This is a genomic window from Pseudomonas sp. ABa2 (assembly GCF_056676075.1).
The window spans coordinates 1,621,730-1,646,527 of sequence record NZ_CM155239.1 but is presented as its reverse complement, the minus strand read 5'-3'; the positions used below and the strand labels follow the sequence as shown (position 1 = coordinate 1,646,527).

Here is a 24,798-nt window from a genome sequence, read left to right as displayed (position 1 = left end):
TTAGGGGGATCACAGGTCGTCGTCTGGATTACGCAGTGGCCGCAGCTCGCCGCGCGCAACTTCTTCCGGTACCGCAAAGGAATACCGCCCGAGCATGTTGATGTGCTCGTAGATCAGCGGCGATAGCCGGGCCAAATCCTCTTCCAGCACTGGATAGCCGTGCTGCTTGAGCCGTTCCACGGCCGCCGTCATGTAGAGGGTGTTCCACAGCACGATGATGTTCACCACCAGGCCCAGAGCACCGAGCTGGTCTTCCTGGCCTTCGCGGTAGCGCTGGCGGAGCTCGCCGCGTTTGCCGTGGAACACGGCGCGGGCCAGGCTGTGCCGGCCTTCGCCTCGGTTCAACTGGGTCAGGGTGGCGCGGCGCTTGGACTCGTCGTCGATATAGGTCAACGTGTGCAGAGTCTTTTCGATCCGCCCGAATTCGGCCAGCGCCTGGGCCAGCCGGGTGGGTCTATCTCCCGTTTGCAGCGTGCGCATGATGCCAGTCGCCGGCACCCGGCCGAGTTTGAGCGAGCCGGCCAGGCGCAGCAGGTCGTCCCAGTGCTCGGCGATCAGGTCGAGTTTGACCGACTGGCGGGCCAGCCCGTTGAGCTTGCCGTAGTCCGCGTCCGGGCGCGTGCGCCAGAAGCGGGTACCGCCGACATCGGCCAGCCGCGGACTGAAGTGGTAGCCAAGTAGGCGGAAGAGCCCGAACACCACATCGCTGTAGGCCCCGGTGTCGGTCATGATTTGCGTCGGCTGCAACTCGGTCTGCTGTTCCAGCACGACCGCCAGCAACACCAGGCTGTCGCGCAGCGTGCCGGGCACGGTGATGGCGTTGAGGCCGGAGAATTGGTCGGAAATCAGGTTGTACCAGGTGACACCCCGGCCGGTGCCGAAATACTTCGGATTGGGGCCGGCATGCACGGTGCGCACCGGTACGACGAAGCGCATGCCATCGGCGGAGGCGACCTCGCCGCCACCCCAGACTTGGGCCAGTTCCAGTTGGCTTTGCGCTCCGACCAGGATGGCGTTAGCCGCTGACAGGGTGTCGTCGCGGATATAATTCTGGCTGACCCAGGACAGCCGGTCACGGCGCAGCGCCGGGTTGTCGGTGCGGATCAAGGGCTCCAGGCCGGTGTTGCAGGCCCCGCCCAACAGCACCGCGCAGAGGCTGGTGACCAGGTTGTCGGCGCGTGCATTGCGTTCGGAGACATGGGTGAAGGCCTCGGAAAAGCCAGTGCGGGCGGCGATTTCCAAGAGGATTTCCGGCAGATCGACACGCGGCATCAGGTCAGACACGGCCGCCCGCAGTTGCAGCAACGAGCAGGGCTCGTCCAGCTTGTCCAGCGCCCCGAGCGACAGTTCGGTCTTGCCCTCGGTGTTCTCGCTCAGTTGAATCGCCGGGTTGTCGGGCAGGCGCGCGGCTACTGCCAGCCAGGTTGCATCCAGCTCGACGGACAAGGCGTCCAGGGTGGTTTTGGCGTCGATGGTCAGGCCCAGTGACCGGCAGATGATCGGTCGCGCCGCCAGCCATTCGGCACCGTCGAGCAGGCCAAGGCGCGGGTCGGCATAGCGCCAACTGGGCGAGACGAAGACATCGCGGCGGCGCAGGGCCGTGCGCAGCGCATCGAGCGTGCAGAACACATAGGCACCCATGTCGAGGGAGCCATCTTCGCGGGTGATGTGCTTCTGCCAAGCCTTGGCCACGATCTCCTGCGGCGCGTCATCCTCTGGCTTCCGGCGCGGCAGGTTCAGTTGCAGCCACTCCAGACTAGCCGCCACGCCCTTGCCGGCCGGGCTGAAGCCGAAGCGGATGTGCTTGAGCAGGTCGGGCAGGAAGCGGCGCACGCTGCGGTAGCGCGCTTCCAATGCAAGAAAATAGACGTCATCTACCGGGCGGATCAGCGCGTTGACCTCTTCCAGGGCCTTTTCCAGGGTGGTCCTCGGCAGGTCGTTGAACAGCCGGGCGCGCACGTTGTCATCGCTGATCGAGCTGTCCAGCACGACCTTGCACGCGGCGGCGAGCGTCGCGGCCGACCGATCCAGGTCTTTCAGGCTGCGCATGCGGGCTTTCTTGTCGGCCTTCTCCGCGTTGCTGAACAGGTCGCGCAGCAAGGCCTCCAGGACTTCCAGTGCGTCGTCGTGCGCAGTCGCCTCCAGGCAGAGTGCGAAGGCCACCAGTGTCGCCATCCGCCGCGACGCCGGCAGCCGATTAATCGCGGTGACCTTGGCCGTGTTGGCGAAGCGGGCCAGGGCGGCGATACGGCTGGGAGGGATGTGCGCCGCCGCCGGCAAGGTGATGCCGATGCCGCGCACGTCATCGAGCCGGCGCAGTGCCCGAATCAACGCGGGGCCACTGACCATGACCGGGCCGGAGCGCAATTGATCCAGCCGGGAGCTGCGGTTGCCTTCGGCCACCGTCAGCAAGTCTTGCAGTTGCAATCGCTGTTCCTCAGTCACGCTGCGGCCCAGCGTAAACCAGAGGCGTTCTTCGACCCGACTGCGCAACTGGGCGATAAAGCGCTCTAGTTGAGACACACCAGGCAGGAGGACTTTCTGTGTGAACAGCCACGAGGTGGCTCGCTCAAACAGCACTCCCGGCCGGTCGGTGCCCGTCCAGCAGAGGGCATACAGCCAGCGGCTCAAGCGAAAGCCGATGCCCGGATCGGTGAAATGACGATAGCCAAAGCGGTTCTGAATATCGGTGGCATGTATCCAGCGGCGATGATCGCTATAGCGCTGGAGGCAGTCGGGGTCTGGAATCGCCAGTTGTCGGCAAAGCACCTGCAGGACTTCCACCGGCACGGCGGCGGGCTTGTCCGGCAGAACGCCAACGAAGCGGACGGTGGTCAGCAGAACGGCATAACCCAGACGGTTATGGTTACCCCGCAGCACCTGGATGGCTTCACGGTCTTCATCGCTCAGGTGGAAGTAACGTTCCAGCTCTTCACGGCTGGGCGAATCAACATAGCGGCCAAAACCGTCGCGTTGCTCTTGAGTCAGAAAACCGACCGGCATTGATCACAGCACCTCGACGCAGAACACGGCGGGCGTGACGATCCGCGTGCGTTCGATGTGCCCGCGTTGCAGCAGGCCGGCGCGGCGATCACCGGTTATCAGGTAGTCCGCATCGCCCGCCAAGGCCATGGCCAGCAAAAACGAGTCATCCGGATCATCGGCTTCGACCTCGATGGTCAGGCGCTCCAGTACCACAGCCCGTTGCAGGTTATTGATCATGGCGCCCACCTTGGCGGGCTGTAGGATGGCCTGAAGCTTGGGATAGCGGCTGGCTCGACGAATTTCATCGAGTTGCATCCGCGAGGTCACCACCTCGAAACGCGCCGCCCGCCAGGCACGGTAGATCGCATCGGGCGCGCCATGTGGCGAGATCAGGGCGCTGAACAGGATGTTGGTATCCAACACGACCCGCATCAGCGCTTACGTGCCCAGTCGAGCGCTTCGTCAACCGCGTTGGTCAATTCTGCCTCACTCAGATGGGCGTTAGCGGCCTTGGCCTGCTCAGCGCTCAGCTCCAGGATGTGTGCCCGTACCGCTTCTTCGATGAAGCGCGACAGGTCGCCCTTACGGCCGCCGCCCTGGCTGGCCAGAAACATCCGAAGCGACTGGTCGGTGTCGGCCGAGACGGCGACATTCCAGCGAATGGTATTCATAGCGTTCTCCGCTAATAGGTGTTTGTGTGTTTATACGCCAATCACAAAGGGCGATGCAATGGTTCGACAAAACGAACGTATATGTGACAGGTACGACATGCTGATAGGCTACATGCGGGTATCGAAGGCGGACGGCTCCCAGGCTACCGATTTGCAGCGCGACGCGCTGATTGCCGCCGGGGTCGATCCAGTACATCTTTACGAGGACCAGGCATCCGGCATGCGCGAGGATCGGCCCGGCTTGACGAGCTGCCTGAAGGCGTTGCGAACTGGCGACACACTGGTCGTGTGGAAACTGGATCGGCTCGGACGCGACCTGCGACATCTCATCAACACCGTGCACGACCTGACTGGGCGCGGCATCGGCTTGAAGGTATTAACCGGGCACGGCGCGGCCATCGACACCACGACCGCCGCCGGCAAGCTGGTCTTTGGCATCTTCGCCGCCCTGGCCGAGTTCGAGCGCGAGTTGATCGCGGAGCGCACGATTGCCGGCCTAGCCTCGGCCCGCGCGCGCGGGCGGAAAGGCGGCCGGCCGTTCAAGATGACCGCCGCCAAGCTGCGGCTGGCGATGGCGGCAATGGGTCAGCCAGAGACCAAGGTCGGCGACCTGTGCCAGGAACTTGGCGTCACGCGGCAGACCCTGTATCGGCATGTTTCACCCAAGGGTGAGCTACGTCCAGATGGCGAGAAGCTACTCAGCCGAATTTGATGCCGGCATGAGGCAACGTAGCGACAGCGTGGTTTGTCTCAATGGGAAGCGCTCATGATCGATCTTTGAAGGCCCGCAGCAGTCGTGTCACAGACAGGACGAACAAACCGGTCAGCGTGAGGGCTGCGATACCCCAGTACTCTCCGATGAACGCGCCGGCCGTCGTGCCGGCCAGCACAATGGCGAGAATCGGCAAATGGCAGGGACAGGTGAGCACGGCCAGCGCGCCCCACAGGTAGCCGGTGATCGGTTTGTGCGTCTCGGACGGCAAGCGCTCGGGGCTGTTCATGGCAGACTCTCCGCGTGCTGTGCCGGCTCGGTCGGCATGGTGGCCAACTGCACCTCCAGATCGGCCAACGCTTCGCGCCGACGCTCGACGAACTGGCGCAGAACGGCAAGCTGCGCGGCCGCTTCATCGCCGTCCGCAGCATCCAGCGCCCGGCACAGCCGCGCCAGCGCGTCCAGGCCGATGCCCGCCTCGAAGGCCGCCCGCACGAAGCACAGCCGTTGCAAGGCGGCATCATCGAACAGGCCATAGCCGCCCGGGGTGCACGCCACCGGACGCAGCAATCCGCGCAGCAGGTAGTCGCGCACGATATGCACGCTCACCCCGGCATCAAGGGCCAGCCGGGACACGGTGTAGGCGCTCATTGAAAACCTCCTTTTTTTATCCAGCGCAGCAGGAAAGCTGCTTCACGTCCTTGTTGAAGGTCTGCGCCGCAAGCTTCAACCCCTCGACCATTGTCAGGTAGGGGAACAACTGGTCGGCCAGTTCCTGCACCGTCATGCGGTTGCGGATGGCGAGCACCGCCGTCTGGATCAGTTCGCCCGCTTCCGGGGCCACCGCCTGCACGCCGATGAGCCGTCCGCTACCTTCCTCGATGACCAGCTTGATGAAGCCGCGTGTGTCGAAGTTGGCAAGCGCTCGCGGAACGTTGTCGAGTGTCAGCGTGCGACTGTCGGTCTCGATGCCATCGTGGTGCGCTTCCGCCTCGCTGTAGCCCACGGTGGCGACTTGCGGGTCGGTGAACACCACTGCCGGCATCGCGGTCAGATTGAGGGCTGCGTCGCCGCCGGTCATGTTGATCGCGGCACGGGTGCCGGCGGCCGCTGCCACGTAGACGAACTGCGGCTGGTCGGTGCAGTCGCCGGCCGCGTAGATGTTCGGGTTGCTCGTGCGCATGCCTTGGTCGATAACGATGGCCCCTTGCGCATTGACAGTGACCCCCGCCGCGTCCAGCGCGAGGCTGCGCGTATTCGGTGCCCGACCGGTGGCAACCAGCAACTTGTCAGCGCGCAATTCACCGTGTCCGGTGGTCAGCACGAATTCGCCGTTCACATGGGCGACCTGGCTGGCTTGCGTGTGCTCCAGCACCTCGATGCCCTCGGCGCGGAAAGCGGCTGTCACGGCCTCGCCGATGGCCGGGTCTTCCCGGAAGAACAAGGTGCTGCGTGCCAGGATCGTGACCTGGCTGCCGAGCCGGGCAAAGGCTTGCGCCAGTTCCAACGCCACCACCGACGAACCGATCACGGCCAGGCGTGCGGGAATGGTGTCGCTGACAAGCGCTTCGGTGGAAGTCCAGTAGGGTGACTCTTTCAGGCCCGGAATCGGCGGCACGGCCGGACTGGCACCGGTGGCGACCAGGCAGCGGTCGAACGTTACCTCGCGCTCGCCACCCTCGTTCAAACGGACGACCAGGCTCTGGTCGTCCTTGAAACGCGCTTCACCGTGCAAAACGGTGATGGCTGGATTGCCGTCCAGGATGCCTTCGTATTTGGCGTGCCGCAGTTCATCGACACGGGCCTGCTGCTGGGCCAGCAGTTTGCTGCGGTCAATCGCAGGCACAGTTGCCGCAATACCGCCGTCGAACGGACTTTCCCGGCGCAGATGGGCAATATGGGCAGCGCGGATCATGATCTTGGACGGCACACAGCCGATATTGACGCAGGTGCCGCCGATGGTGCCGCGTTCGATCAGCGTGACCGTCGCGCCTTGCTCGACGGCCTTCAGCGCCGCCGCCATCGCGGCCCCGCCGCTGCCAATGATGGCGATATGCAAACCGGCGCCCTCAAGTGCATCACGGATTTTTGGTTCATCTTTGAAATCACCAACCCGGATCGAGCCTTGATAACCCAATGCGGCGATGGCGGCCAGCAGTTGGTTGTGGCTCACGGCGGTGTCTGCCATGACTTGCGCGCGGCTTTCTGGATAGGACACCACAGCGGCATTCACGCCGGGAATCTTTTCCAAAGCATCTTTGACATGGGTGGCGCAGGATGTGCAGGTCATGCCATTCACGGTGATTTCGGTCATTTTTTTACTCCATTGAATTTCGGGGTGCAGCAGGCATCGGCTTGGCGTTTTCGTTGGATGGCGTAGATGGTCAAGCCGATGAAAATCGCCAGCGCAGGCAGCAGCACATAGTCCAGATAGCCGGTCAGCGCGGACAAGCCGACCACACCGAGCAAAATGACCAGAACAGGGGTGAAGCAACACAGCGCCACGAGGGTTGTGCCAATGATGCTGACCCGCAGCAGTGTCTTCGGGTCTTTCATGATCAGTTCTTGACTGATGATGGGTAGCCCGCATCCTCGGTAGCCTTGGTCAGTTTCTGCACGCTGGTCTTGGCATCATCGAAGGTGACCACCGCTTCGCGCGTCTCGAAGGTCACGTCAACTTTACTGACGCCATCGACCTTGGAAATCGCCTTCTTGACAGTGATCGGACAGGCCGAGCAGGTCATGCCCGGTACGGACAGCGTAACGGTCTGGGTGGCGGCCCACACGGGGGCAACAACGGCAGCGAGGGCAAGGGCGGAAAGCAGCTTTTTCATGGTGAACTCCTGTGATCAATAGAAAAATGGCACGACGTAGGGAAATCCGAGCGCGACCAAAACCAGCACGGCCACGCCCCAGAAAATGAGCTTGTAAGTAGCTCGCACTTGGGGAATCGCGCAAACCTCACCCGGTTTGCAGGCGGCTGACGGCCGGTAGATGCGCCGCCAGGCGAAGAACAACGCCACCAGCGCCACGCCGATAAAGATGGGGCGATAGGGTTCCAACACCGTCAAGTTGCCGATCCAAGCGCCGCTGAACCCCAAGGCGATCAGAACCAGCGGCCCGAGGCAGCAAGCCGAGGCGAGGATGGCGGCCAGCCCGCCAGTGAAGAGCGCGCCGCGCCCGTTTTGAGGTTCAGACATACGTTTGTCCTTTCGAATCTGAATTGGATAGCTTAAGCTTACTTCCGTAGTTATGTACGGAGTCAAGCGATATGGAAAACAATTTGGAGAACCTGACCATTGGCGTTTTCGCCAGGACGGCCGGGGTCAATGTGGAGACCATCCGGTTCTATCAGCGCAAGGGCTTGCTCCCGGAACCGGACAAGCCTTACGGCAGCATTCGCCGCTATGGCGAGACGGATGTAACGCGGGTGCGCTTCGTGAAATCAGCCCAGCGGTTGGGCTTCAGCCTGGATGAGATCGCCGAGCTGCTGCGGCTGGAGGATGGCACCCATTGCGAGGAAGCCAGCAGCCTGGCCGAGCACAAGCTCAAGGACGTGCGCGAGAGGATGGCTGACCTGGCGCGCATGGAGGCCGTGCTGTCTGATTTGGTGTGCGCCTGCCATGCGCGGAAGGGGAACGTTTCCTGCCCGCTGATTGCGTCACTGCAAGGGAAGAAAGAACCGCGCAGTGCGGACGCGGTGTAGCCCGAGGGAACTACGCCTTAGCGTGCTTTATTTTCCGTTTTCTGAGGCGACTCCTTCATCGACCTATGTAAAACGACTCCTTTATCGAAATAGTGCACTCATCGCTCTCCACGGCGATCCCTTCATCGCGAATTGCACCGCCCAAGACGATCTGCACTGAAATCAATACTTTCTGATGCCTCTTGATTAGAGATGCCAGCCATAATCATCTCATCGCCAACGCATACGGCGTTCGGCAGCCAACACACTCTCACTCACTACTGGAAGCTCAGACATGAAAACCATAGGCATTGAAAACTCGAAGTCCAGCGTACAGGCCCACTTAACGCTTGGAACCAAAACTATGGGGCTAGGTATCTATGGCGCGTACTTGGCTCTCGCTATTATTTACTTCTGGTTCGGCGGCATGAAATTTACCCACTACGAGGCCGAGGGCCTGGTTCCACTGGTGAGCAACAGCCCGCTTTTGGGATGGGTGTATAGCATTTTTTCGGTCGACATGTTCTCCAGCCTGCTCGGCATACTAGAGATTTCGATCGGCACTCTGATCGCAGGCCGCATGCTGTCGCCCAAACTATCCGTGGTAGGAGGCGCTCTGTCTGCAGGCCTGTTCTTCACAACCCTTAGCTTTATGTTTTCCACTCCGGGCGTCATTGAGCCTAGTTTAGGGTTTCCGGCGATTTCCGTTGCGCCAGGTCAGTTTCTGCTTAAAGACTTAGGGTTGCTTGCTGTTTCGATATTTGTGGCAGGCCATTCGCTGGTTGAACTGGAAAAACGTAAAATTAATGCATAATTTTTTCAATGGCTTAAGGCAGTAATGCCTTAGGCCTTTTTGCCATCATTTTCCCCCGCCAGATCTTTCAACCAGTCACGAGGGCTCAACCCCGTCTTGCGTCTAAATGCGCGAGACAGCGCCGAAGGACTTTCGTAGCCGACTTGAGCTGCAATCAGCGTAATCGAGCGCCCTTCTCGCATCAGCTTCTGAGCCAGGCTAACTCGCCAACTCAACAAATAATCAGCAGGCGTCTGTCCGATGACACTCTTGAAATGCACGGCATACGCAGCGCGTGACATATTTGACTCACTGGCCAGCTCTGCTATTGACCAGGCATGTTCCGGGGAGTTGTGCATCTGTAAAAGCGATCGGGCAAGCCGCATGTCGGCCAGTCCAGCCATCATTCCGGTGCGCAACTGGTGATGATCGAGCAGGTAACGGAGCAACAGAATGATTAGGAGCTCAAATAAGCGCTCAAGCGCGGCTTCCCTTCCACAATGCACATTTGCCGCCTCGGCAAACATCCACTCCAACGTGTCTGCCAGCATGGGCAGATCATCGAGTGCGAGCACCAAACAGTCCGGTAATGAAGCCGACAAAGGATTATCAATTCCGCCCTCAAACTCCATGGAAGCACACAACAACTTTGCGCCATCGGACTCACCCGCAAACAATTGATGCTTGGCGGGGCGTGGCATAAAAATCAAGCTAGGGCGAGTGAGCTGCAAATCCTTGCGATCGGGACCAAGCAACGTCACGCTGCCGGCCTGAAGCAGATGGATATAACCTCGCCGCTCGGCGCCATCGTAAGATGCAGAGCCGCATAGGTCGCCGTCATAGAACAGATTGGCCCGCACGCCGAACCGCGAGAGCAAATTAGACAAACGATCCATTGGCCGATCCTTGACGAGTCAGAACGCACAGACCATACCATCTGCGTTGTCGTTCAGTGCCTGTAGCGAACATGCCGGCGTAAATCAGCCAACGGATAAAGTGATCACTGAGCAGCTCAGCCTCCCTTTCCAGTTCGGCTGTTAAAAAAACAACACCGTTGTTTGAAAGCACCAGCAAATCAAGTGCTCACTCTTCTATTTTACGGGGTTGTACGCCGGAATCCCAGAAATTTCCGTCAGCCCAGCTCCAGTCCCGCCACGAGCGCATCCAGGTCGATGAACTTGCCGTCAGTCTGGAAGGTGTAATGCCCGTTCAGCAGGATGTGCCGCCAGGCCGCTGGCGACATCTGCGTGATCAACGCCAGCGCCTTGGCATTGCCAGCTGCCTCGTACTTCGTCAGCAGCAGGGACAGGATCGCCGAGTTGTAGAAGATGATCGCGTTGCCGATCAGCCTGGCGCACTGGTTGCTGATCTCGATTTCGATGTCGGTGCGGCCGGTCAATTCCTTCTTCCCACCGACTTGGGCGATGGTCGAGCGTAGCTGGTGATAGGACTCAATGCGGTTCTGCGAGCGGTGAACATTACGCTCCAGTTGCGGGTCGCGCAGGTAGCGCAGTGTGTAGATACTGCGGATGAGCTTGTCGAACTCGAAGATTGCGCGCCGCGTCGGGTTCGGCGCCGTATAGGTGCACAGCTTGCGGATCAGCGTGCCCTGCGTCATTTCCTTCAGGCCCAGTGTGGCGACGATTCGGTCGATGTTCGCCTTCTCACCGACGATGAGTTGCCGGTCGATCTGGCCAGCCGGCCGGATCAGGCATTTCTCGTACAATGCCAGATCATCGGCGCAATACAGCTCCTGCAACTGGTCGTCGAGGTCGGTGAAGCGCGGCTCGAAACGAAGTCCGAACCAGTGCAGGATGGCGAAGTTGGCCTTGTTGATGCTGTGCATGTCGCCGGTGATCGCGCTCGGCACGATGTCCGACGTGTTGCGGTACCAGATGTCGAACACGTGGTGAGCCTCGTACTCGTGTGCGCCTATCAGGTAGCCGTTCAACGGCACGTGATTGCACAGCAGCGTGTAGGCGACGACGCCCTTGCCGCGGCCGAAATATTTGCGCGAGTAGCGCGCCTTCACAGTTGGTCGCTCGACGCCGAATTTCTGCCCATCAACGGCACCGTACAACGAATCGAGGTCGAACGAGTAATGCGGGAAGATCGGCAGTGCGGCGATGGCGTTGCTGATGCAATCGTTGGCCACATGTAGCGTCGCCTGGCGCAGGTACTGCTGGTAGGTACTCTCCAGGACGTGGTACGGGATGTCGCTGGTACGTGCCATAACCTGGTTGCCGTGGTTCATGGCTTGGGCAATGATCACCGCCATCAGACTGTCGGCGTCGGCTACCTTCTTCGCATAGCGTGGCTGCAATGGTGTCAGCGCCGACAGGAACTGGCACTGGCCGTTGACGAAGCGAAACACGTCGGCGACATCGCAGTATGGCAGTTGCTCGTAGAGAGCTTGCTCGCGCGCCTTCTGGTTCTCCCCCTTGGGCTTGCGCCAGGTCAGTCTCTGCGTGTCCTTGTCGTATTCCAGGTGCGTCAGCTTGCCCTGTTTCAGCTCGCGATTGAACGCCACCCATTGCGCACGCAACTCGGTCGCCAGTGCATCGAGCTGGGCACTGACCGGCTGCCGCAGGAAGGGGATGTCCATCTGCGCGAGCACGGCGGCTTTCTCGTCCATCGAAACCAACTCGTCGGACAAATGCCGGTGCTGCAAGCTATCGTCAATGTAGAGCTCGCCCGCCTGGAAGCGTTTCCTGACCTGACGGTAAAGCCAGAATTCGTAACGATCGGCATGCAGGCCTGTCGGCGTGCCTTCGGCATCGAACATCAGCAGGTACGGACGCAAGCGTTTCGGCAGCGTTGCCGCCGGACATTCGTCGAGTGGCCGTTGTGATAGGCGCTGCTGCTTGGCGAACACGCTCTTGGCCCAAGTCAGCGCCGCGAGCCATGGGTTATCGGGGGCCGTGCCGGCGAAGTCGAGCGCGACGTACAGCGGCCGTAGATGGCGTCGAATGCGTTCGGCCAGGCCGTCCACCGCCTGCCAGTGCAGCGCCAGTTTGTTCAGTGGCTTGACGCTCATGCGCTGCGCCGTGTTTTGCAGCAATTCCCTGGACATGATTTTGTAGGCGCGTTGGCGCACCTCGCCGAACGGCGTCGGATCGGCCACGCTGTCGTCCACGTACAGCGACAGCAGGCGGCCAACCTGCGGCGTTTCCTGATGGCGTCGCAGCTGTTCGGCGACAAAGGACTGTTTCGCACCCGTGCGGCTCTCGTCCTCAAGTTTTTTCATGTGGAAGGCCATCGCGTCGACCAGGTTGTCGGTGAGCTGCCGGTAACGTACCCAGGCATAGCACAGCAGGTAGAGCCGGGTCTGCTCCGCCTTCAGGTGGCGCAGGTCATGGACGGTATAGAAGTTCGCCAGGCTCGCGTAGTACAGCAGGTTCTGCTGCGAGATGCCGAGCTTGGGCAGCAGCGCCTTGGCGATCCCGTGCAAGGACTTCAGCGTGGCGCGCTTCTCGCGCTCCCCTGCCATCTGACGCCAGCCGAAATCTTTAGCGTCCTGCTTGAGCGCTGCCAGTTGAGACAGGGTGTCGTCACGCACCAGGAGCTGGCCCAGCGCAGCTTTGGCCGATTCGTCCAACACTTCTGCCAGCAAGCCGCCCAAGCGCCTGCGTTCGGTGGACAGGGCTTCACTGACCAGCTCTTGTAAGGTGGTGTGGCCGGGCCGGATGATTTTGTGCTCGCTGAGCCAAACGATCAGTTCGGCGGCCACGAATCCTGGCATTACGTCGCGCCGCACGATCTGTTCAGCCTGCTGTGCCAGTTGCGGCAGGAAGCTAGCCGCCCACGACCGGTAGCCGAACAGTTCGGCGATCTGACCCCTCTGGCTGTAGTGCTCATGCTTGGTGATCGCCTTGCGTTCGAACGCTTCGCCGTGGAAATAGCGACTCAGCACGAAGGCGCAATCGTCCTCGACCTCATGCCAATCGAAGCGGAAGAAAGCATGCTTGGCCTTGAAGTAGCCGATCTGCAAGACGCAATAGACTTGGGCCTGCAGGCTAGGCCGGCTGCTGGCGAACGCCAGTTCAGATTCGGCCAACGCCAGGTATTCCAGCCGCTGAGCATCGTCGAAGTCCGGTAGGCCGTACAAGGCTTCCTGCTCTGCGTCAGAAAAGACGGTGAGTAGCTTATTCTTGTTGCTCATCGACCGTCCTTCCCGCACCACGCCAACCTGCTCGCGTCAATGTTTCGATCAACGTAGTGCGCTTGACATTGAAGTTGCGGCACACCGCCGCCTTAGACATGCCGCCATCGAGCGCGGCGACGATGGCGTCCAGCTTCTCACCAGTGATCGCCTGCGGCCGGCCGCCGATCCGGCCGCGTTTGCGTGCGGCGGCCAAGCCCGCGACGACGCGCTCCTGAATCAAGGCGCGCTCGTACTGCGCGAGCGCACCGAACACCTGGAACAGGAATTCGCCCGAGGGCGTCGTAGTGTCCAGGTTCTCTGTCAGCGAGCGGAACGCCACCCGCTTGTCCTTGAGCGAAGTCACAATGGCGAGCAGGTGCGACAGCGAGCGACCGAGCCGGTCGAGTTTCCACACCACCAGCACATCGCCGGCTCGAACGAACTCAAGCGCCCGCGCCAAGCCGGCACGGTCATCCTTCGCGCCAGAGGCACGATCCTCAAACAGGTGACGCGGATCGACGCCGGCGGCGAGCAGCGCGTCGCGCTGCAAGTCCGTGCTCTGGCGGTCGGAGTCCGACGACACGCGCATGTAGCCAACCAACATAGGCGGATAACCATCAAAAACAGGTTTCCGCATAATAGTGAATAGCGATAGAGTTTTCCGTACATTTTTGAGGGGGTGTTGCACAGGTAGCACAGCGGCGGCTGACAGCCTGTCGCAAAACAAATGTTTTACGACACCTCCTTGAGGTTGCCGCGTTTACATCATTACCTGAACAGGTATAAAATTCCGTCATGACAAACAAAGAAAAACCGCTCGAATGGATCGCGAGCAGCCACAAGGATTTGATGGCGTTGCCGTCCGACGTGCGTCGCCGTTTCGGTTACGCGCTCTCGTTGGCGCAGATAGGCGATCAGGATGACGCAGCAAAGGTGCTCAAGGGGTTCGGTGGTGCCGGCGTGCTGGAGGTCGTCGAAGACGATGCCGGCGGCACCTATCGAGCGGTATACACGGTCAAGTTTGCGGAAGCGGTGTTCGTCCTGCACTGCTTCCAGAAGAAGAGCAAGAGCGGAATCGCCACGCCAAAGGCCGACATGGACATCATCCGCGCTCGGCTGAAGGTGGCCGAGGTATTGGCACAGGAGCTACGAAATGCAAAAACGAATCATTGAAGGCGTCGAGGTTCAGCGCAGCTCGGGCAACGTCTTTGCCGACCTTGGACTGCCTGACGCTGAAAAGCTCAAGATCAAGACCGGCCTGGTGGTCGAGATCAGGAGGGCCATGCGCGCCCTTGGGCTGACTCAACAAGCGGCGGCCAAACGCATGGGCATCCCGCAACCGAAGGTGTCGGGCATGATGCGCGGCGACTTCACCAATCTATCCGAACGCAAGCTGATGGATTGTCTGAATCGCCTCGGCTACGACATCGAAATCAAGGTACGGCCAGCAGCCGAGCCGATCGGGCATCTAACGCTCGCAACCGCTTAATCGGAGCTCTCCTGATGGCAGCCCGCATCACCGACGACGAATGGGACGAACTGACTCCCGAGAATTTCGATACCACGGCACTGCTGCGTGCAGTCGATGCCGTGGACGTGCTGCGCGGCGATTTGAATGACAGCGCAGACGGCGCACCTCCGCAACTGCGCACCGACCTGTTGAAGCTGCATCAACTGGCAATGGCCGCGTTCAACGAGGGATCACGCAGCCGAGTGGCTGAGCTATTTGATCTCGCCGTGGATCTTCAGGATCAGGTTGATCATCTGATGACCTCGCTGGAACAAGTGCAAGAAACCCTGTCCCGGTGACGGCGCTCTACCCAGAAAGCCTGTCCTGAATGTTCTTGGAGACAACCACATCATGAGCCGCAGCCGCCGCAAAACGCCCATCGTTGGGCACACGACCTGCCGTAGCGAGCGCGAGGACAAGAAACTCTGGCATCAGCGCTGGCGAACCCACGAGCGCACCGCGCTGGCCAGCGCGTCGCCGGAAGCTCTATGCGCCCATCTGCCTCTACTGGAAAACCAGGTCAGCAACGTCTGGTCGATGGGTAAGGATGGCCGCTCCTACTGGCCCATCAAGCGCCAGGCCGCCACGGCGGATCGCATTGCCAACCACAAGGGACGCAATCCGCAAGAGCGCGCCTCCCTGAAAAAGCGTCTGCTGCGCAAGTGGATGAGCAAATGAACCTGTCCACCATCGAGGCGCTGGCTATCGCTTGGGCGCGAATCGCTGAAGAAGCAGAACTCCCAGCCGGCTACGAGGGCACGGCGACGCCAGAGGCGCATCGGGCCTGCGAGGTGATCCAGGAGCGGATTCGAGAGCACGTCGTCGCCACCAATGACATGCGGCTGTTCGGCCTGCTGCACCTGCTTGGGCAGGCGTCGCTGCGCATGGAGCAAGCGCTGTGGCCGGAAGAATATGCGCGGATGACCCGCGAGGTCGAGGAAGCTCTCCGAGAGGCCGACGACCCCAACGCCAAGTCGTACACCCACGAAGAAGTCATGCAGGCGATGCAGGAACGCATCGACCGAGCGCGAGACAAAGCCATGTTGATCGGCTGACGGAAATTTCGGCGGTTCCGGCTGATCCAAGAATCTTGGCGTGACCTTACCTCCGCTCTACCGCTGGGTGCCAGCCTCGGCGCACGCCTAACCACCCAACTCAGAAAGGAAAATAAGTTGGTAAAACGCATTCCCGTATCCGAGCTTCGTCTCGGCATGTACATCCACAAGCTCGCCTGCTCTTGGGTTCGACACTCATTCTGGCGCGGCAGCTTCCTGCTGACCGAGCCTCAGGATCTCTCTGCCATTCGAGAATGTGGCGTCGGGGAGGTCTGGGTCGACTTGGCCAAAAGCCAAGTCGACCCAGAGAGCCCAGAGAGCCCAGAGAGCCCAGAGAGCCCAGAGCCCAGAGCCCAGAGCCCAGAGCCCAGAGCCCAGAGCCCAGAGCCCAGAGCCCAGAGCCCAGAGCCCAGAGCCCAGAGCCCAGAGAATTGTCGGAGGAGCAATCTCTGCCGTCTAGTCCACTAAGCAAGAAAAGTGACGGCGCAACCTCAATGGAGAGCGAAATGTGTTATGCACGGAAACTCTGTCTTGCGGCCAAGTCCCAAGTCATGGACATGTTCCAGGAAGCCCGGCTTGGCAAGGCCGTCGACCCAAGCACGACGTTGCCGCTGGTCGGAGAAATCGCTGCCTCGGTGCTGCGCCAACCTCATGCCCTCATCAGCGTCGCACGCATCAAAACGCACGACGATTACACCTACCTGCACTCGGTTGCCGTCTGCGCCCTGATGCTATCGCTGGCCCGGCATCTCGATCTAGACGAGGAGCAAACGCGCCTGGCTGGCATCGGCGGACTGATGCACGACCTAGGCAAGGCCGCGATGCCGCTGGAAGTGCTTAACAAACCAGGCAAGCTCACCGATGCCGAGTTCGCCATCATGAAGCGCCACCCTGTGGAGGGCGCAAAGATGCTGCGCGCAGGCGGGGCCGAGCCCGGGGTGGTGGACATTGCCCTGCACCATCACGAGAAGATCGACGGAACCGGCTACCCGGATCGCTTGGCCGGTGACGCCATTTCACTCCTGGCCCGCATGGGCGCAATCTGCGACGTCTATGATGCCGTGACGTCGGAGCGAGCCTACAAAAAGCCGTGGGACCCGTCCGCGGCGATGCGGCAGATGGCCAAGTGGGAGGGCCATTTCGACAAACGCATCTTCCACGCCTTCGTCAAGGCCGTGGGCATCTACCCCGTCGGCTCCTTGGTTCGCCTGTCCTCTCAGCGTCTGGCCGTTGTCGTTGAGCCGGGAATGGAATCACTGCTGACTCCCAAGGTTCGCGTGTTCTTCTCGCTACGCTCGAGAGAGCCGATCCCGATGCAGACCATCGACCTGGCGGCCACGAGTTGCAAGGACAGTATCACTGGCCCCGAAGACCCGACGCTCTGGAACTTCAAGAACCTCGACGACTTGTGGATGGAATAGCCCCCACAAAACGACGGCCCCGTGAGGGAGCCGTTGAACATCGTCGAGCGATGCCCGTCCAGGGAGGGATGGCCGAGCTCGATTCTCCAGAAGGTAGCTGGTGACACGAGTGTTGAGCCCACCCAACTAGGGTGACGGAAATTTCTGGGGTTCCGGCTTACATCCCCGTTCTGATCCCGAGTACTCACCCGCGCATAGCCAATTTTCATCAGAAGTACCGTTTACTCAACAGATAAATTGAAAATAGAACCTTGATTAACGATACCAGTATTTAAAACCATAATGAGGCTTAACTCAGAGCAGGGCTGGTCTTCCGTTAAAGTTCTATAAAACGAGGGTTTTATCGAACCATTGCGAAGCGGCAAGGAACGGGTGTATAAACACACAAACACCTGTTATTGGAGAAGTCATGAACACCACTCGCTGGAACGTCGCCGTCTCTACCGACACCGACCAATCGCTTCGCATGTTTCTGGCCAGCCAAGGCGGTGGCCGTAAGGGCGACCTGTCGCGCTTCATCGAAGAGGCGGTGCGGGCACACATCCTGGAACTGAGCGCTGAACAGGCCAAGGCTTTCAACGTCCATCTAAGTGAGGCAGAGCTGACCGACGCGGTTGATGAAGCGCTCGACTGGGCACGTAAACGCTGATGCGGGTTGTATTGGATACCAACATTCTATTCAGCGCGCTGATCTCACCGCATGGGGCCCCTGATGTGATCTATCGGGCCTGGCGTTCGGCTCGCTTCGAGGTAGTAACCTCACGGGCACAGCTCGATGAGATTCGGCGCGCTAGTCGATACCCCAAGCTTCAGGCCATCCTGCAGCCTGCCAAAGTCGGAGCCATGATCAACAACCTGCAACGCGCAGTAGTATTGGAGCGCTTGGTCATCGAGGTTGAAGCCGATGATCCGGATGATTCATTTCTGCTGGCCATGGCCTTGGCGGGCAATGCGGACTATCTGGTGACCGGTGATCGCCGCGCCGGCCTCTTGCAGCGCGGGCATATCGAACGCACGCGGATTGTCACCCCCGCGGTGTTCTGCGCCGAGGTACTGTGATCCATGCCGGTCGGCTTTCTGACCCAGGAGCAGCGCGACGGCTTTGGTCGCTACATCGAGGCACCCAGCCGTGATGAACTGGAGCGCTACTTCCACCTGAGCGATGAAGACCGTGAAGCCGTCCAGGTACTACGCGGCAACCATAACCGCCTGGGCTATGCCGTTCTGCTGACTACCGTTCGCTTCGTGGGTGTTTTGCCGGACAAGCCCGTTGCTGTGCCGGTGGAAGTCCTGCATGTACTTTGTCGGCAATTGGCAATCGCCGACCCTGACTGTCTTGCGCGTTACAGCGATCATCGTCGCTGGATACATACGGCCGATATTCAAGAGCGCTATGGCTATCGCCACTTTACAGACCCTGGCATCGGCTTTCGTTTGAGCCGCTGGCTGTATGCCCTCTGCTGGACAGGCACAGATCGGCCTGGTGTGCTGTTTGAACGAGCCGCCTCATGGCTGTTCACACAGAAAGTCCTATTGCCTGGGGTTTCCCAGTTAGAGCGTTTCATTGCCCAACTGCGTAGCCGCGTTGAAGAACGCCTCTGGTACACCTTAGGCCGCAGCGTGACCGAGGAACAGAGACAACACCTACAAGACTTGCTTCTGGTGGCTGAAGGCAACCGCAGTTCCCGGCTGGATCAACTACGCTCCGGCCCGGTGATGGTCAGTGGCCCTGCTCTGATTCGGGCGCTGCGTCGGCTGGATGATGTGCGTGGGTTGGGTATCGCCTTGCCGCCGGCTGCACATATCCCGCCCAGCCGTATTGCAGCCCTGGCCCGCTTTTCCAACACGGCCAAGGTCACGGCCATCAATCGACTGCCGGCGTCGCGCCGGTTGGCGACGCTGGTGGCGTTCGCGGTTTCCCTTGAAGCCAGTGCGCACGACGATGCGCTGGAAGTTCTGGAGGCGCTACTACGTGATATTTTCAACAATGCGGAGAAGGCTGACAAGAAAGCCCGGTTGCGTAGCCTAAAAGACCTGGATCGCTCGGCGGCAACACTCGCTGCTGCGTGCAAGGTCGTGCTGGATAGCTCGATCAGCGATGACAACGTCCGTTCCCAGCTGTTCAACGACCTGCCACGTGTCAGGCTGGAGAAAGCCCTGGAAGAGGTCACTGCGTTGATCCGTCCGGCCAACGATGTATTTTACCTCGCCCTGGAGGAGCGCTACCGCAGTGTGCGCCGCTTCCTTCCCGATCTTCTGAAACATATTCGCTTCGGCTTCAGTCCCGCCGGCAAGGGGGTGGCGGCTAGTCTGGACTGGTTGCAACTGAATCTACCTCGCAGGAAGCCCGAGGATGACGCGCCGCAGGAGATTGTTGCCAAGGCCTGGCAGAACCACATCACCCGCGAAGATGGCTCCCTCGACATGGGCGCCTATGTCTTCTGCACGCTCGATGCACTACGCACGGCCCTACGCCGCCGCGATGTCTTTGTTGCACCCAGTTGGCGCTATGCCGACCCGCGTATCGGTCTGCTCGATGGCGCAGAATGGCTGTCGGCGCGACCGATCATCTGCCGCTCACTGGGCTTGACCATCGACGCCAAAACCACTTTGGACGCTTTGTCTGCTGAGCTGGATTCAACGTGGCAGGCGGTTGCCGCCCGACTTCCCGACAACCCGGCCATCCAGCTAAGTGAGAGCGCAGAGGGTAAAACCGAGCTGTCCCTCGGGGCGCTGGACAAGTTGGAGGAGCCAAACTCGCTATTGCAACTGCGTGCAGCAGTGGCCGACTTGATGCCGCGTGTCGATCTGCCGGAAATCCTATTGGAAATCGCGGCCCGTACCGGCTTCGCTGAGGCCTTCACCCATGTATCCGAACGCAATACGCGGGCCGACAACCTGGTGACAAGTCTGTGCGCCGTGCTGCTGGGAGGCGCCTGTAACACCGGCCTGGAGCCATTGATCCGCAACGATAACCAAGCGCTGCGCCGTGATCGGCTGTCGTGGGTCAGCCAGAACTATCTCCGTGACGACACCCTGTCAGCAGCCAACGCCATTCTGGTGTCGGCGCAAAGCCAACTGGAGCTGGCTCAGATCTGGGGCGGCGGCGAAGTGGCCTCCGCCGATGGCATGCGTTTCGTCGTACCAGTGCGCACCGTGCATGCTGGGCCCAACCCGAAATACTTCGGTACCGGCCGGGCGTCACCTGGTACAACCTGATTTCCGACCAGTTCTCCGGCCTGAACGCCATCACAGTACCCGGCACCTTGCGCGACAGCCTGGTACTGCTTGCGGTTGTGCTGGAACAACAGACCGAATTGCAGCCCACACAAATCATGACCGATACCGGTGCCTACAGCGATGTGGTGTTCGGGTTGTTCCGTTTGCTCGGTTATCACTTCTGCCCGCGCTTGGCCGATGTCGGCGGCACCCGCTTCTGGCGCACACGCCCAGAAGCGGATTACGGCAAGCTCAACGGACTCGCCCGGCAGTCGGTCAAGCTCGACCTGATCGCGGAACACTGGGATGACCTACTACGCCTAGCTGGTTCACTCAAGCTCGGTCGAGTGCCGGCGACCGGCATCATGCGCACGCTGCAAACGGGAGATCGTCCGACCCGCCTGGCCCAAGCGCTGGCAGAGTTTGGGCGGATCGAGAAAACCCTGCACACACTGACCTACATCGATGATGAGTCCAAGCGCCGCGCCACCCTGACCCAACTGAACCGAGGCGAAGGTCGGCACAGCCTGGCCCGTGCCGTGTTCCATGGCAAACGCGGCGAGCTTCGCCAGCGCTATCGCGAAGGTCAAGAGGATCAACTCGGTGCTTTGGGCCTGGTGGTGAACATCATCGTGCTGTGGAACACCCTCTACATGACGGCAGCTGTGGAACGGCTAAAGCAGCACGGCTACCCGGTGCAGGAAGAGGATCTGGTTCGGCTGTCGCCGCTGATCTTCGAGCATATCAATATGTTGGGACGGTACTCCTTCGCGGTACCGGAAGAAGTCGCCCGAGGTGAGCTACGGCCACTGCGTAATCCAGAGGAAGACCTGTAGCTGTTTGTGATCGAAAGCGGCCATGCCCAGGCTGACGGTTATTTATTCTCAGGTAAAGAACTCAACCTCTCCACCCACAAGCTTATAGATAGCGCCTACAATTTTTATTTTCCCATCCTGCTCGAGCTTATTCAGGGTGGGGCTGTGTTGACGGATATCGGCCAGCGTCATCTTGATGTTGGTGCGGGCAACGGAATCGACAAAGTCATAGTTGTCAGCCGTACGCTCACCTGCGTATGCCGTTTCAGTAATTGCCGGTTTAATTTTGCTCAGCAATCCAGTCAGGTTTCCCAGTTCGGCGTTGGCAATGGCACCCTTCACCGCACCACAGGAGGTATGCCCCATCACCACTATTACCTTGGCCCCTGCCAGAGCACAGGCAAATTCCATGCTGCCGAGAATGTCTTCGTTTTCCACATTGCCAGCCACACGGCAGTTAAACGTTTCACCAATACCGGCATCCAGCAGGATTTCCGCCGGAGCGCGCGAATCAATACAGCTTAAAATTACCGCTGACGGATACTGCCCCTTTTGACTGGCGCGCTTTTGCGCCAAATAGTCATGCTGCTGCATTTTGCCTTCACGGAAACGCAGATTGCCAGATTTCAGGCTTTCAATGACCTCATCCGGCGTCATTTTATCTCGCTCTTCTTTGCTAAGCGCTGCGGCAAAAGACACTGAAGGCACAGTTAACCCGGCCACTCCAGTAATCGCCAATGTGGAAAGGGCAGCTCCGCGCTTGAGCAGCATGCGGCGGGATGGGTGTTGCGGGTCAGATTGGCTCATTGTTCAGCTCCTAGATTGTGGTGTTGGGCCACATTAACTCGGATGCACATTGCCGTAAGCAATACTTTCGAAAAGTACGGAAGATCAATCGAGGGAATTGCCTAGGAAGAAGGCTCTGAGCGGAGGTGGTAAGGCTTACGTTGGTTTTTGGTTCCATTGCTCCCCAAACCCCGACTTGGCGAGTTCGTCGAACTTGCGTCGGGCGTGCGCCGCACAGGCCGCCGAGACACGCTGCGGGAAGACCTTGGGGTCGAGCACCGAGTCATAGCCGCCGTAGCGGTCGCACACGAGCGTGCCGCTCCAGGGCGGATCCCGGCTCTCGGCGGGCCGGTCGGCCTGGCTGCCGGGTGGACTGGGCAGCCCGCCCAGGAAGGCCAGCGGGTACTTGCTGCCCCGCCCCGGACAGAAGTCGTAGACCACGCCGGGCCGGGGATCGAATTCCCCGCGTGCATAGGCCCAGACGTACGCTTTCCTGGTCTTGCCTGCACCCGGGTCCAGCATGTCCACCGTCGTCTCGTCGGCCTGCACGACCGCGCTGCCCAGCACGAAGCGCTTGAGCGCCTCGTACAGCGGGTGCAGCGCCGCGCCCGCCTGACCGGCCCACGCGGCCAGCGTCGAGCGCGGGGTGTGCACGCCCGAGCGGGCATTGATCGCCTCCTGCCGGTAGTACGGCACATGGTCGGCGAACCGGCTGATGAGCGTGTACGCCACCAGTCCGCTCGCCGGGATGCCCCGCTCAATGATCTGCGGCTCGGCGGGCTCCTGCACCAGGCGATCGACGCCCTGGCGCTGGCAGCACCGGCAGACCCACTTGCCCCGGATGTGCCGGTGCACGAAGAACTCCGCCGGCACGATGTCCAGTCGCTCGCTGACGTCCTCGCCCACCCGGGTCATCGGCTCGCCGCAGTCCACCGCCGGGCAGTGGGTGTCGGCCGGCTCGTGGTGATGCTCCACCCGGCGCAGGTGCTCGGGCAGCGCCTGCCGGCGCGGCGGCTGGGGCGCCTTCTCGGGAGTGACTGGCGGCGGCGACTGCCGGGCCTGCAACTCGGCGAGCTGCGCCTGCAGGTCCGCCTCGTCCTCGACCAGCGTCTCCAGGAAGAGCTGTCGCTGCTGCGCATCCATCGCCTCGGTGCGCGCGCCGAACTTCCAGCGCTTGAGCCGCGCCAGCTCGAACGTGATCTTCTCGATCTTCGCGTCCCGCCACACGATCTCGCCATCGCGCCGGGCAATCTCGCGCGCCTGCTGCTGGACATGCACCAGCATGCGCTGCGCCAGGGCCTCCAGGGCCTGTGGCGTCAGGCCCCTCAGGTCCTGGCTCTGGAGCGCGTCCATGTCATGCATGCGCCCATGCTGCCCGCACGAGGCCAGCCCCGCCATCGGCAACTTCAGCAATTGCGCCTCCGGCATCCGCTCACACCCGGGTGATCACCCGCCGCTCGTGCAGTCGCTGCCACGGCAGCCCCACGATCAGCGCATCGAATTGCTCCTGCGTCAGGGCCAGCGGGGTGCTCGACTCCAACCCCCGCGGCCACACGAAGTGCCCCGCGTTGAGTCGCCGGGCTGCGCACCACACCCCCCAGCCGTCATGGACGATCAGCTTCACGCGTGTGGCACGCGCATTCGCGAACAGGTAGCCGTGGTGGGCCTGCGCCGCCCCCAGCGTCTGCACCACACACGCCAGCAGCCGGTCCGCCCCGGCTCGCATGTCCACTGGCGCCGTGCACGCCCACAGCGCGTCGATGCGGATCACTTCGTCACCCCAGCGGCCAGTTCGCACAACCACGCCGCACACGCCTGGGCCTGCGCTGCCGGCCAGCTCACCGTCAGCCGGGCCGCGCCGCTGCGCCACTCGATGTGAATGTCTGGCGTGCTCGGGTTCGCCATGCCAGGGCCTTCGGCGCTCGGCCGCGGCCTGTCCGGTGCTGGCAAGGCCAGCGCTACGAACTGGGCATCGACCACCGGCGCCGGGTTGCCCGAGGCCATGGGTGCTGACGCCGCCGCCGGCACCTCACACCCAGATCCCAGCAGGCCTGCCCGCTTGACTCCCCGACCCGCCAGCCACTGACGCACCACGTTCGCGTTCAGCCCATGCCTGAGCGCCACTGCCGCGATCGACGCTCCAGGCTGTCGGCATTCGCCCAGCACCTTCGCCTTGAACTCGGCGTCGTGCACTCGCCGAGTCTTGTCCTTGTGTTCCATTGCTGTCCACCAATTCACATTGCTGGACACCATCGTCTCGGAGCTATCCAGCTCCTTCAAGGGGGCATGGCTGGTCGCTCACGCTGTGCCCCATGTGCGGTGGGCAGATGCGCATCATTGCCTTCATCACCCACAGCGCCGAAATCCGCCACATCCTGAACCACATCGGGGTGGAGTCTGCCCCCCCGCACATCACCCCGGCACGCGGGCCACCGCTGTGGGAGGGCTGCGACGCGCCGGTGGATGATGGTGCGCAAGGCGAGCCGGATTGGGATCTGGCAGCTCAACCCGACGAGGTAGACCAGCGCGTCAATTGGTGACCCAGTGAAGCGGCGGTATCCATCGCTGCGGGGAAGCAGCTGCGCGCGCGCCAGGCCCAAATGCATACTGCCTCCCAAGCTCTTGCCATTGAGCGGCAAGCGAGCGCTCAACCTTCCTTGGCCGAACGTGTTTCGAGGCCCAAAACTCGTGCCATACTTGGCCTCATGCGGTTGAATTTCCTATCCGTAAAGTCCTATTTCACCACAGCGCCAGCAGACTGCCCAGCAAGCGATGTCGCAGCCCGGCTGGATGCTGGCGGCTGTCTGTGTCTGAGGGAGCTCACAGCGTCATCAATCGGTGACAGCTCTACCCTGTAGCGACTTGCCAGCACGATACGGGGGTGATTCACTAACCGGCATTGCATACCGCCACAATAGCGGCGTCAGTCATAACCTGCGCGCTTCGTGGCTCCGCAAAACCCTGCTGTTTCAGCGGAGCCTTGAGCTTCCCACCTCGACCCG

27 protein-coding genes and 3 pseudogenes are annotated in these 24,798 nt (G+C 61.1%); 14 read left to right on the top strand and 16 right to left on the bottom strand.

The window, feature by feature from the left end; translation table 11 throughout:
- Positions 1-9 precede the first annotated feature (9 nt).
- The 3 genes from AC1G9C_RS08075 to AC1G9C_RS08065 are packed head-to-tail and all read right to left on the bottom strand — an operon-like array spanning position 10 to position 3,656.
- Positions 10-3,003 (bottom strand): Tn3 family transposase, encoded by a 2,994-nt coding sequence (locus AC1G9C_RS08075; RefSeq protein ID WP_003299771.1) that lies wholly within the window; start codon positions 3,001-3,003, stop codon positions 10-12.
- 3 nt (positions 3,004-3,006) lie between these two features.
- The gene (locus tag AC1G9C_RS08070; RefSeq protein WP_003463562.1) at positions 3,007-3,417 is read right to left on the bottom strand and encodes a putative toxin-antitoxin system toxin component, PIN family; all 411 of its coding nucleotides are present in this window, start codon (positions 3,415-3,417) and stop codon (positions 3,007-3,009) included.
- On the bottom strand, positions 3,417-3,656 hold the full coding sequence (locus tag AC1G9C_RS08065) for a ribbon-helix-helix domain-containing protein (RefSeq protein WP_003089107.1): 240 nt from the start codon (positions 3,654-3,656) through the stop codon (positions 3,417-3,419). The genes AC1G9C_RS08070 and AC1G9C_RS08065 overlap by 1 nt, the downstream gene beginning before the upstream one ends.
- Before the next feature lie 97 nt (positions 3,657-3,753).
- On the opposite strand from AC1G9C_RS08065, the gene AC1G9C_RS08060 reads away from it, so the two are divergent.
- Entirely contained in the window at positions 3,754-4,368 is a 615-nt protein-coding gene (locus AC1G9C_RS08060; protein WP_000904941.1) for a recombinase family protein, read from the top strand.
- A gap of 52 nt (positions 4,369-4,420) precedes the next feature.
- Here AC1G9C_RS08060 and merE read toward each other — a convergent pair whose 3' ends face one another.
- The 6 genes from merE to merT are packed head-to-tail and all read right to left on the bottom strand — an operon-like array spanning position 4,421 to position 7,568.
- Complete coding sequence (gene merE / locus AC1G9C_RS08055; RefSeq protein WP_001087809.1) at positions 4,421-4,657, bottom strand: broad-spectrum mercury transporter MerE; 237 nt, start codon at positions 4,655-4,657, stop codon at positions 4,421-4,423.
- Positions 4,654-5,019 (bottom strand): mercury resistance co-regulator MerD, encoded by a 366-nt coding sequence (gene merD, locus AC1G9C_RS08050; protein ID WP_003465059.1) that lies wholly within the window; start codon positions 5,017-5,019, stop codon positions 4,654-4,656. The genes merE and merD overlap by 4 nt, the downstream gene beginning before the upstream one ends.
- A 16-nt stretch (positions 5,020-5,035) precedes the next feature.
- On the bottom strand, positions 5,036-6,658 hold the full coding sequence (merA, locus tag AC1G9C_RS08045; protein WP_425312120.1) for a mercury(II) reductase: 1,623 nt from the start codon (positions 6,656-6,658) through the stop codon (positions 5,036-5,038).
- A gap of 20 nt (positions 6,659-6,678) precedes the next feature.
- On the bottom strand, positions 6,679-6,924 hold the full coding sequence (merF, locus tag AC1G9C_RS08040; RefSeq protein WP_000654684.1) for a mercury resistance system transport protein MerF: 246 nt from the start codon (positions 6,922-6,924) through the stop codon (positions 6,679-6,681).
- 2 nt (positions 6,925-6,926) lie between these two features.
- Positions 6,927-7,202 carry a mercury resistance system periplasmic binding protein MerP gene (gene merP / locus AC1G9C_RS08035; RefSeq protein WP_000735441.1) on the bottom strand — a complete coding sequence of 92 codons (276 nt, stop codon included), beginning with the start codon at positions 7,200-7,202 and terminating at the stop codon, positions 6,927-6,929.
- Between the two features lie 15 nt (positions 7,203-7,217).
- On the bottom strand, positions 7,218-7,568 hold the full coding sequence (gene merT, locus AC1G9C_RS08030; RefSeq protein ID WP_001294667.1) for a mercuric ion transporter MerT: 351 nt from the start codon (positions 7,566-7,568) through the stop codon (positions 7,218-7,220).
- A gap of 71 nt (positions 7,569-7,639) precedes the next feature.
- Here merT and merR point away from each other — a divergent pair, with 71 nt between their 5' ends.
- Positions 7,640-8,074: an Hg(II)-responsive transcriptional regulator gene (gene merR, locus AC1G9C_RS08025; RefSeq protein WP_000429838.1), complete on the top strand. Its 435-nt coding sequence runs from the start codon at positions 7,640-7,642 to the stop codon at positions 8,072-8,074.
- A gap of 274 nt (positions 8,075-8,348) precedes the next feature.
- Positions 8,349-8,867 (top strand): YkgB family protein, encoded by a 519-nt coding sequence (locus AC1G9C_RS08020; RefSeq protein WP_003464991.1) that lies wholly within the window; start codon positions 8,349-8,351, stop codon positions 8,865-8,867.
- A gap of 29 nt (positions 8,868-8,896) precedes the next feature.
- Here the strand turns inward: AC1G9C_RS08020 and AC1G9C_RS08015 are convergent, their stop codons facing one another.
- The 3 genes from AC1G9C_RS08015 to AC1G9C_RS08005 all read right to left on the bottom strand — a co-directional run bounded on the left by AC1G9C_RS08015 (position 8,897) and on the right by AC1G9C_RS08005 (position 13,594).
- Positions 8,897-9,742 carry an AraC family transcriptional regulator gene (locus AC1G9C_RS08015; protein ID WP_003464995.1) on the bottom strand — a complete coding sequence of 282 codons (846 nt, stop codon included), beginning with the start codon at positions 9,740-9,742 and terminating at the stop codon, positions 8,897-8,899.
- 236 nt (positions 9,743-9,978) lie between these two features.
- On the bottom strand, positions 9,979-13,008 hold the full coding sequence (locus AC1G9C_RS08010) for a Tn3 family transposase (RefSeq protein WP_024015041.1): 3,030 nt from the start codon (positions 13,006-13,008) through the stop codon (positions 9,979-9,981).
- A complete protein-coding gene (locus AC1G9C_RS08005) occupies positions 12,992-13,594 on the bottom strand; it encodes a recombinase family protein (RefSeq protein ID WP_010465829.1) in 603 nt (200 codons plus the stop codon). Before AC1G9C_RS08005 ends, AC1G9C_RS08010 begins: the two co-directional genes overlap by 17 nt.
- Positions 13,595-13,845: 251 nt before the next feature.
- On the opposite strand from AC1G9C_RS08005, the gene AC1G9C_RS08000 reads away from it, so the two are divergent.
- The 10 genes and pseudogenes from AC1G9C_RS08000 to AC1G9C_RS07955 all read left to right on the top strand — a co-directional run bounded on the left by AC1G9C_RS08000 (position 13,846) and on the right by AC1G9C_RS07955 (position 21,031).
- Positions 13,846-14,163 carry a type II toxin-antitoxin system RelE/ParE family toxin gene (locus AC1G9C_RS08000; protein WP_222938819.1) on the top strand — a complete coding sequence of 106 codons (318 nt, stop codon included), beginning with the start codon at positions 13,846-13,848 and terminating at the stop codon, positions 14,161-14,163.
- Positions 14,144-14,479, top strand: a complete 336-nt coding sequence (locus AC1G9C_RS07995) for a helix-turn-helix domain-containing protein (protein WP_001172026.1) — start codon at positions 14,144-14,146, stop codon at positions 14,477-14,479. The genes AC1G9C_RS08000 and AC1G9C_RS07995 overlap by 20 nt, the downstream gene beginning before the upstream one ends.
- Before the next feature lie 14 nt (positions 14,480-14,493).
- Positions 14,494-14,828, top strand: a pseudogene (locus AC1G9C_RS07990) (transposase).
- 23 nt (positions 14,829-14,851) lie between these two features.
- Positions 14,852-15,178, top strand: coding sequence for a hypothetical protein (locus tag AC1G9C_RS07985; protein WP_000091614.1), 327 nt, complete (start codon positions 14,852-14,854; stop codon positions 15,176-15,178).
- Positions 15,175-15,555 carry a hypothetical protein gene (locus AC1G9C_RS07980; protein ID WP_001054412.1) on the top strand — a complete coding sequence of 127 codons (381 nt, stop codon included), beginning with the start codon at positions 15,175-15,177 and terminating at the stop codon, positions 15,553-15,555. The genes AC1G9C_RS07985 and AC1G9C_RS07980 overlap by 4 nt, the downstream gene beginning before the upstream one ends.
- Positions 15,556-15,711: 156 nt before the next feature.
- The gene (locus AC1G9C_RS07975; RefSeq protein WP_480410395.1) at positions 15,712-16,023 is read left to right on the top strand and encodes a DUF3391 domain-containing protein; all 312 of its coding nucleotides are present in this window, start codon (positions 15,712-15,714) and stop codon (positions 16,021-16,023) included.
- 83 nt (positions 16,024-16,106) lie between these two features.
- Positions 16,107-16,976, top strand: a complete 870-nt coding sequence (locus AC1G9C_RS07970; RefSeq protein ID WP_223198360.1) for an HD-GYP domain-containing protein — start codon at positions 16,107-16,109, stop codon at positions 16,974-16,976.
- A 409-nt stretch (positions 16,977-17,385) separates the two neighbouring features.
- On the top strand, positions 17,386-17,625 hold the full coding sequence (locus AC1G9C_RS07965; protein ID WP_034011918.1) for a ribbon-helix-helix domain-containing protein: 240 nt from the start codon (positions 17,386-17,388) through the stop codon (positions 17,623-17,625).
- The gene (locus AC1G9C_RS07960) at positions 17,625-18,035 is read left to right on the top strand and encodes a putative toxin-antitoxin system toxin component, PIN family (RefSeq protein WP_034011919.1); all 411 of its coding nucleotides are present in this window, start codon (positions 17,625-17,627) and stop codon (positions 18,033-18,035) included. The genes AC1G9C_RS07965 and AC1G9C_RS07960 overlap by 1 nt, the downstream gene beginning before the upstream one ends.
- 3 nt (positions 18,036-18,038) lie before the next feature.
- Positions 18,039-21,031 (top strand): annotated as a pseudogene (locus AC1G9C_RS07955) (Tn3 family transposase).
- A 48-nt stretch (positions 21,032-21,079) separates the two neighbouring features.
- Here the strand turns inward: AC1G9C_RS07955 and AC1G9C_RS07950 are convergent.
- The 4 genes from AC1G9C_RS07950 to AC1G9C_RS07935 form a co-directional block, all read right to left on the bottom strand.
- The gene (locus AC1G9C_RS07950; RefSeq protein WP_034011920.1) at positions 21,080-21,817 is read right to left on the bottom strand and encodes a carbonic anhydrase; all 738 of its coding nucleotides are present in this window, start codon (positions 21,815-21,817) and stop codon (positions 21,080-21,082) included.
- A gap of 135 nt (positions 21,818-21,952) precedes the next feature.
- Positions 21,953-23,224: an IS66 family transposase gene (gene tnpC / locus AC1G9C_RS07945; RefSeq protein ID WP_052168544.1), complete on the bottom strand. Its 1,272-nt coding sequence runs from the start codon at positions 23,222-23,224 to the stop codon at positions 21,953-21,955.
- Positions 23,225-23,228: 4 nt separating this feature from the next.
- Positions 23,229-23,567, bottom strand: coding sequence for an IS66 family insertion sequence element accessory protein TnpB (gene tnpB, locus AC1G9C_RS07940; RefSeq protein WP_034011921.1), 339 nt, complete (start codon positions 23,565-23,567; stop codon positions 23,229-23,231).
- The gene (locus AC1G9C_RS07935; RefSeq protein ID WP_034011932.1) at positions 23,564-24,016 is read right to left on the bottom strand and encodes a transposase; all 453 of its coding nucleotides are present in this window, start codon (positions 24,014-24,016) and stop codon (positions 23,564-23,566) included. The genes tnpB and AC1G9C_RS07935 overlap by 4 nt, the downstream gene beginning before the upstream one ends.
- An 80-nt stretch (positions 24,017-24,096) precedes the next feature.
- Between AC1G9C_RS07935 and AC1G9C_RS07930 the strand changes: the two are divergent.
- Positions 24,097-24,336 (top strand): annotated as a pseudogene (locus tag AC1G9C_RS07930) (IS91 family transposase); the annotation flags it as partial.
- Between the last annotated feature and the right edge of the window lie 462 nt (positions 24,337-24,798).

What these genes read in the sequence shown, in the direction of transcription:
- AC1G9C_RS08075 (WP_003299771.1), bottom strand. Translation starts at nt 3,003, where the DNA reads ATGCCGGTCGGTTTTCTGACTCAAGAGCAACGCGACGGTTTTGGCCGC.
- AC1G9C_RS08070 (WP_003463562.1), bottom strand. Translation starts at nt 3,417, where the DNA reads ATGCGGGTCGTGTTGGATACCAACATCCTGTTCAGCGCCCTGATCTCG.
- AC1G9C_RS08065 (WP_003089107.1), bottom strand. Translation starts at nt 3,656, where the DNA reads ATGAATACCATTCGCTGGAATGTCGCCGTCTCGGCCGACACCGACCAG.
- AC1G9C_RS08060 (WP_000904941.1), top strand. Translation starts at nt 3,754, where the DNA reads ATGCTGATAGGCTACATGCGGGTATCGAAGGCGGACGGCTCCCAGGCT.
- merE (WP_001087809.1), bottom strand. Translation starts at nt 4,657, where the DNA reads ATGAACAGCCCCGAGCGCTTGCCGTCCGAGACGCACAAACCGATCACC.
- merD (WP_003465059.1), bottom strand. Translation starts at nt 5,019, where the DNA reads ATGAGCGCCTACACCGTGTCCCGGCTGGCCCTTGATGCCGGGGTGAGC.
- merA (WP_425312120.1), bottom strand. Translation starts at nt 6,658, where the DNA reads ATGACCTGCACATCCTGCGCCACCCATGTCAAAGATGCTTTGGAAAAG.
- merF (WP_000654684.1), bottom strand. Translation starts at nt 6,924, where the DNA reads ATGAAAGACCCGAAGACACTGCTGCGGGTCAGCATCATTGGCACAACC.
- merP (WP_000735441.1), bottom strand. Translation starts at nt 7,202, where the DNA reads ATGAAAAAGCTGCTTTCCGCCCTTGCCCTCGCTGCCGTTGTTGCCCCC.
- merT (WP_001294667.1), bottom strand. Translation starts at nt 7,568, where the DNA reads ATGTCTGAACCTCAAAACGGGCGCGGCGCGCTCTTCACTGGCGGGCTG.
- merR (WP_000429838.1), top strand. Translation starts at nt 7,640, where the DNA reads ATGGAAAACAATTTGGAGAACCTGACCATTGGCGTTTTCGCCAGGACG.
- AC1G9C_RS08020 (WP_003464991.1), top strand. Translation starts at nt 8,349, where the DNA reads ATGAAAACCATAGGCATTGAAAACTCGAAGTCCAGCGTACAGGCCCAC.
- AC1G9C_RS08015 (WP_003464995.1), bottom strand. Translation starts at nt 9,742, where the DNA reads ATGGATCGTTTGTCTAATTTGCTCTCGCGGTTCGGCGTGCGGGCCAAT.
- AC1G9C_RS08010 (WP_024015041.1), bottom strand. Translation starts at nt 13,008, where the DNA reads ATGAGCAACAAGAATAAGCTACTCACCGTCTTTTCTGACGCAGAGCAG.
- AC1G9C_RS08005 (WP_010465829.1), bottom strand. Translation starts at nt 13,594, where the DNA reads ATGTTGGTTGGCTACATGCGCGTGTCGTCGGACTCCGACCGCCAGAGC.
- AC1G9C_RS07995 (WP_001172026.1), top strand. Translation starts at nt 14,144, where the DNA reads ATGCAAAAACGAATCATTGAAGGCGTCGAGGTTCAGCGCAGCTCGGGC.
- AC1G9C_RS07985 (WP_000091614.1), top strand. Translation starts at nt 14,852, where the DNA reads ATGAGCCGCAGCCGCCGCAAAACGCCCATCGTTGGGCACACGACCTGC.
- AC1G9C_RS07980 (WP_001054412.1), top strand. Translation starts at nt 15,175, where the DNA reads ATGAACCTGTCCACCATCGAGGCGCTGGCTATCGCTTGGGCGCGAATC.
- AC1G9C_RS07975 (WP_480410395.1), top strand. Translation starts at nt 15,712, where the DNA reads ATGTACATCCACAAGCTCGCCTGCTCTTGGGTTCGACACTCATTCTGG.
- AC1G9C_RS07970 (WP_223198360.1), top strand. Translation starts at nt 16,107, where the DNA reads ATGGACATGTTCCAGGAAGCCCGGCTTGGCAAGGCCGTCGACCCAAGC.
- AC1G9C_RS07965 (WP_034011918.1), top strand. Translation starts at nt 17,386, where the DNA reads ATGAACACCACTCGCTGGAACGTCGCCGTCTCTACCGACACCGACCAA.
- AC1G9C_RS07960 (WP_034011919.1), top strand. Translation starts at nt 17,625, where the DNA reads ATGCGGGTTGTATTGGATACCAACATTCTATTCAGCGCGCTGATCTCA.
- AC1G9C_RS07950 (WP_034011920.1), bottom strand. Translation starts at nt 21,817, where the DNA reads ATGAGCCAATCTGACCCGCAACACCCATCCCGCCGCATGCTGCTCAAG.
- tnpC (WP_052168544.1), bottom strand. Translation starts at nt 23,224, where the DNA reads ATGCCGGAGGCGCAATTGCTGAAGTTGCCGATGGCGGGGCTGGCCTCG.
- AC1G9C_RS07935 (WP_034011932.1), bottom strand. Translation starts at nt 24,016, where the DNA reads ATGGAACACAAGGACAAGACTCGGCGAGTGCACGACGCCGAGTTCAAG.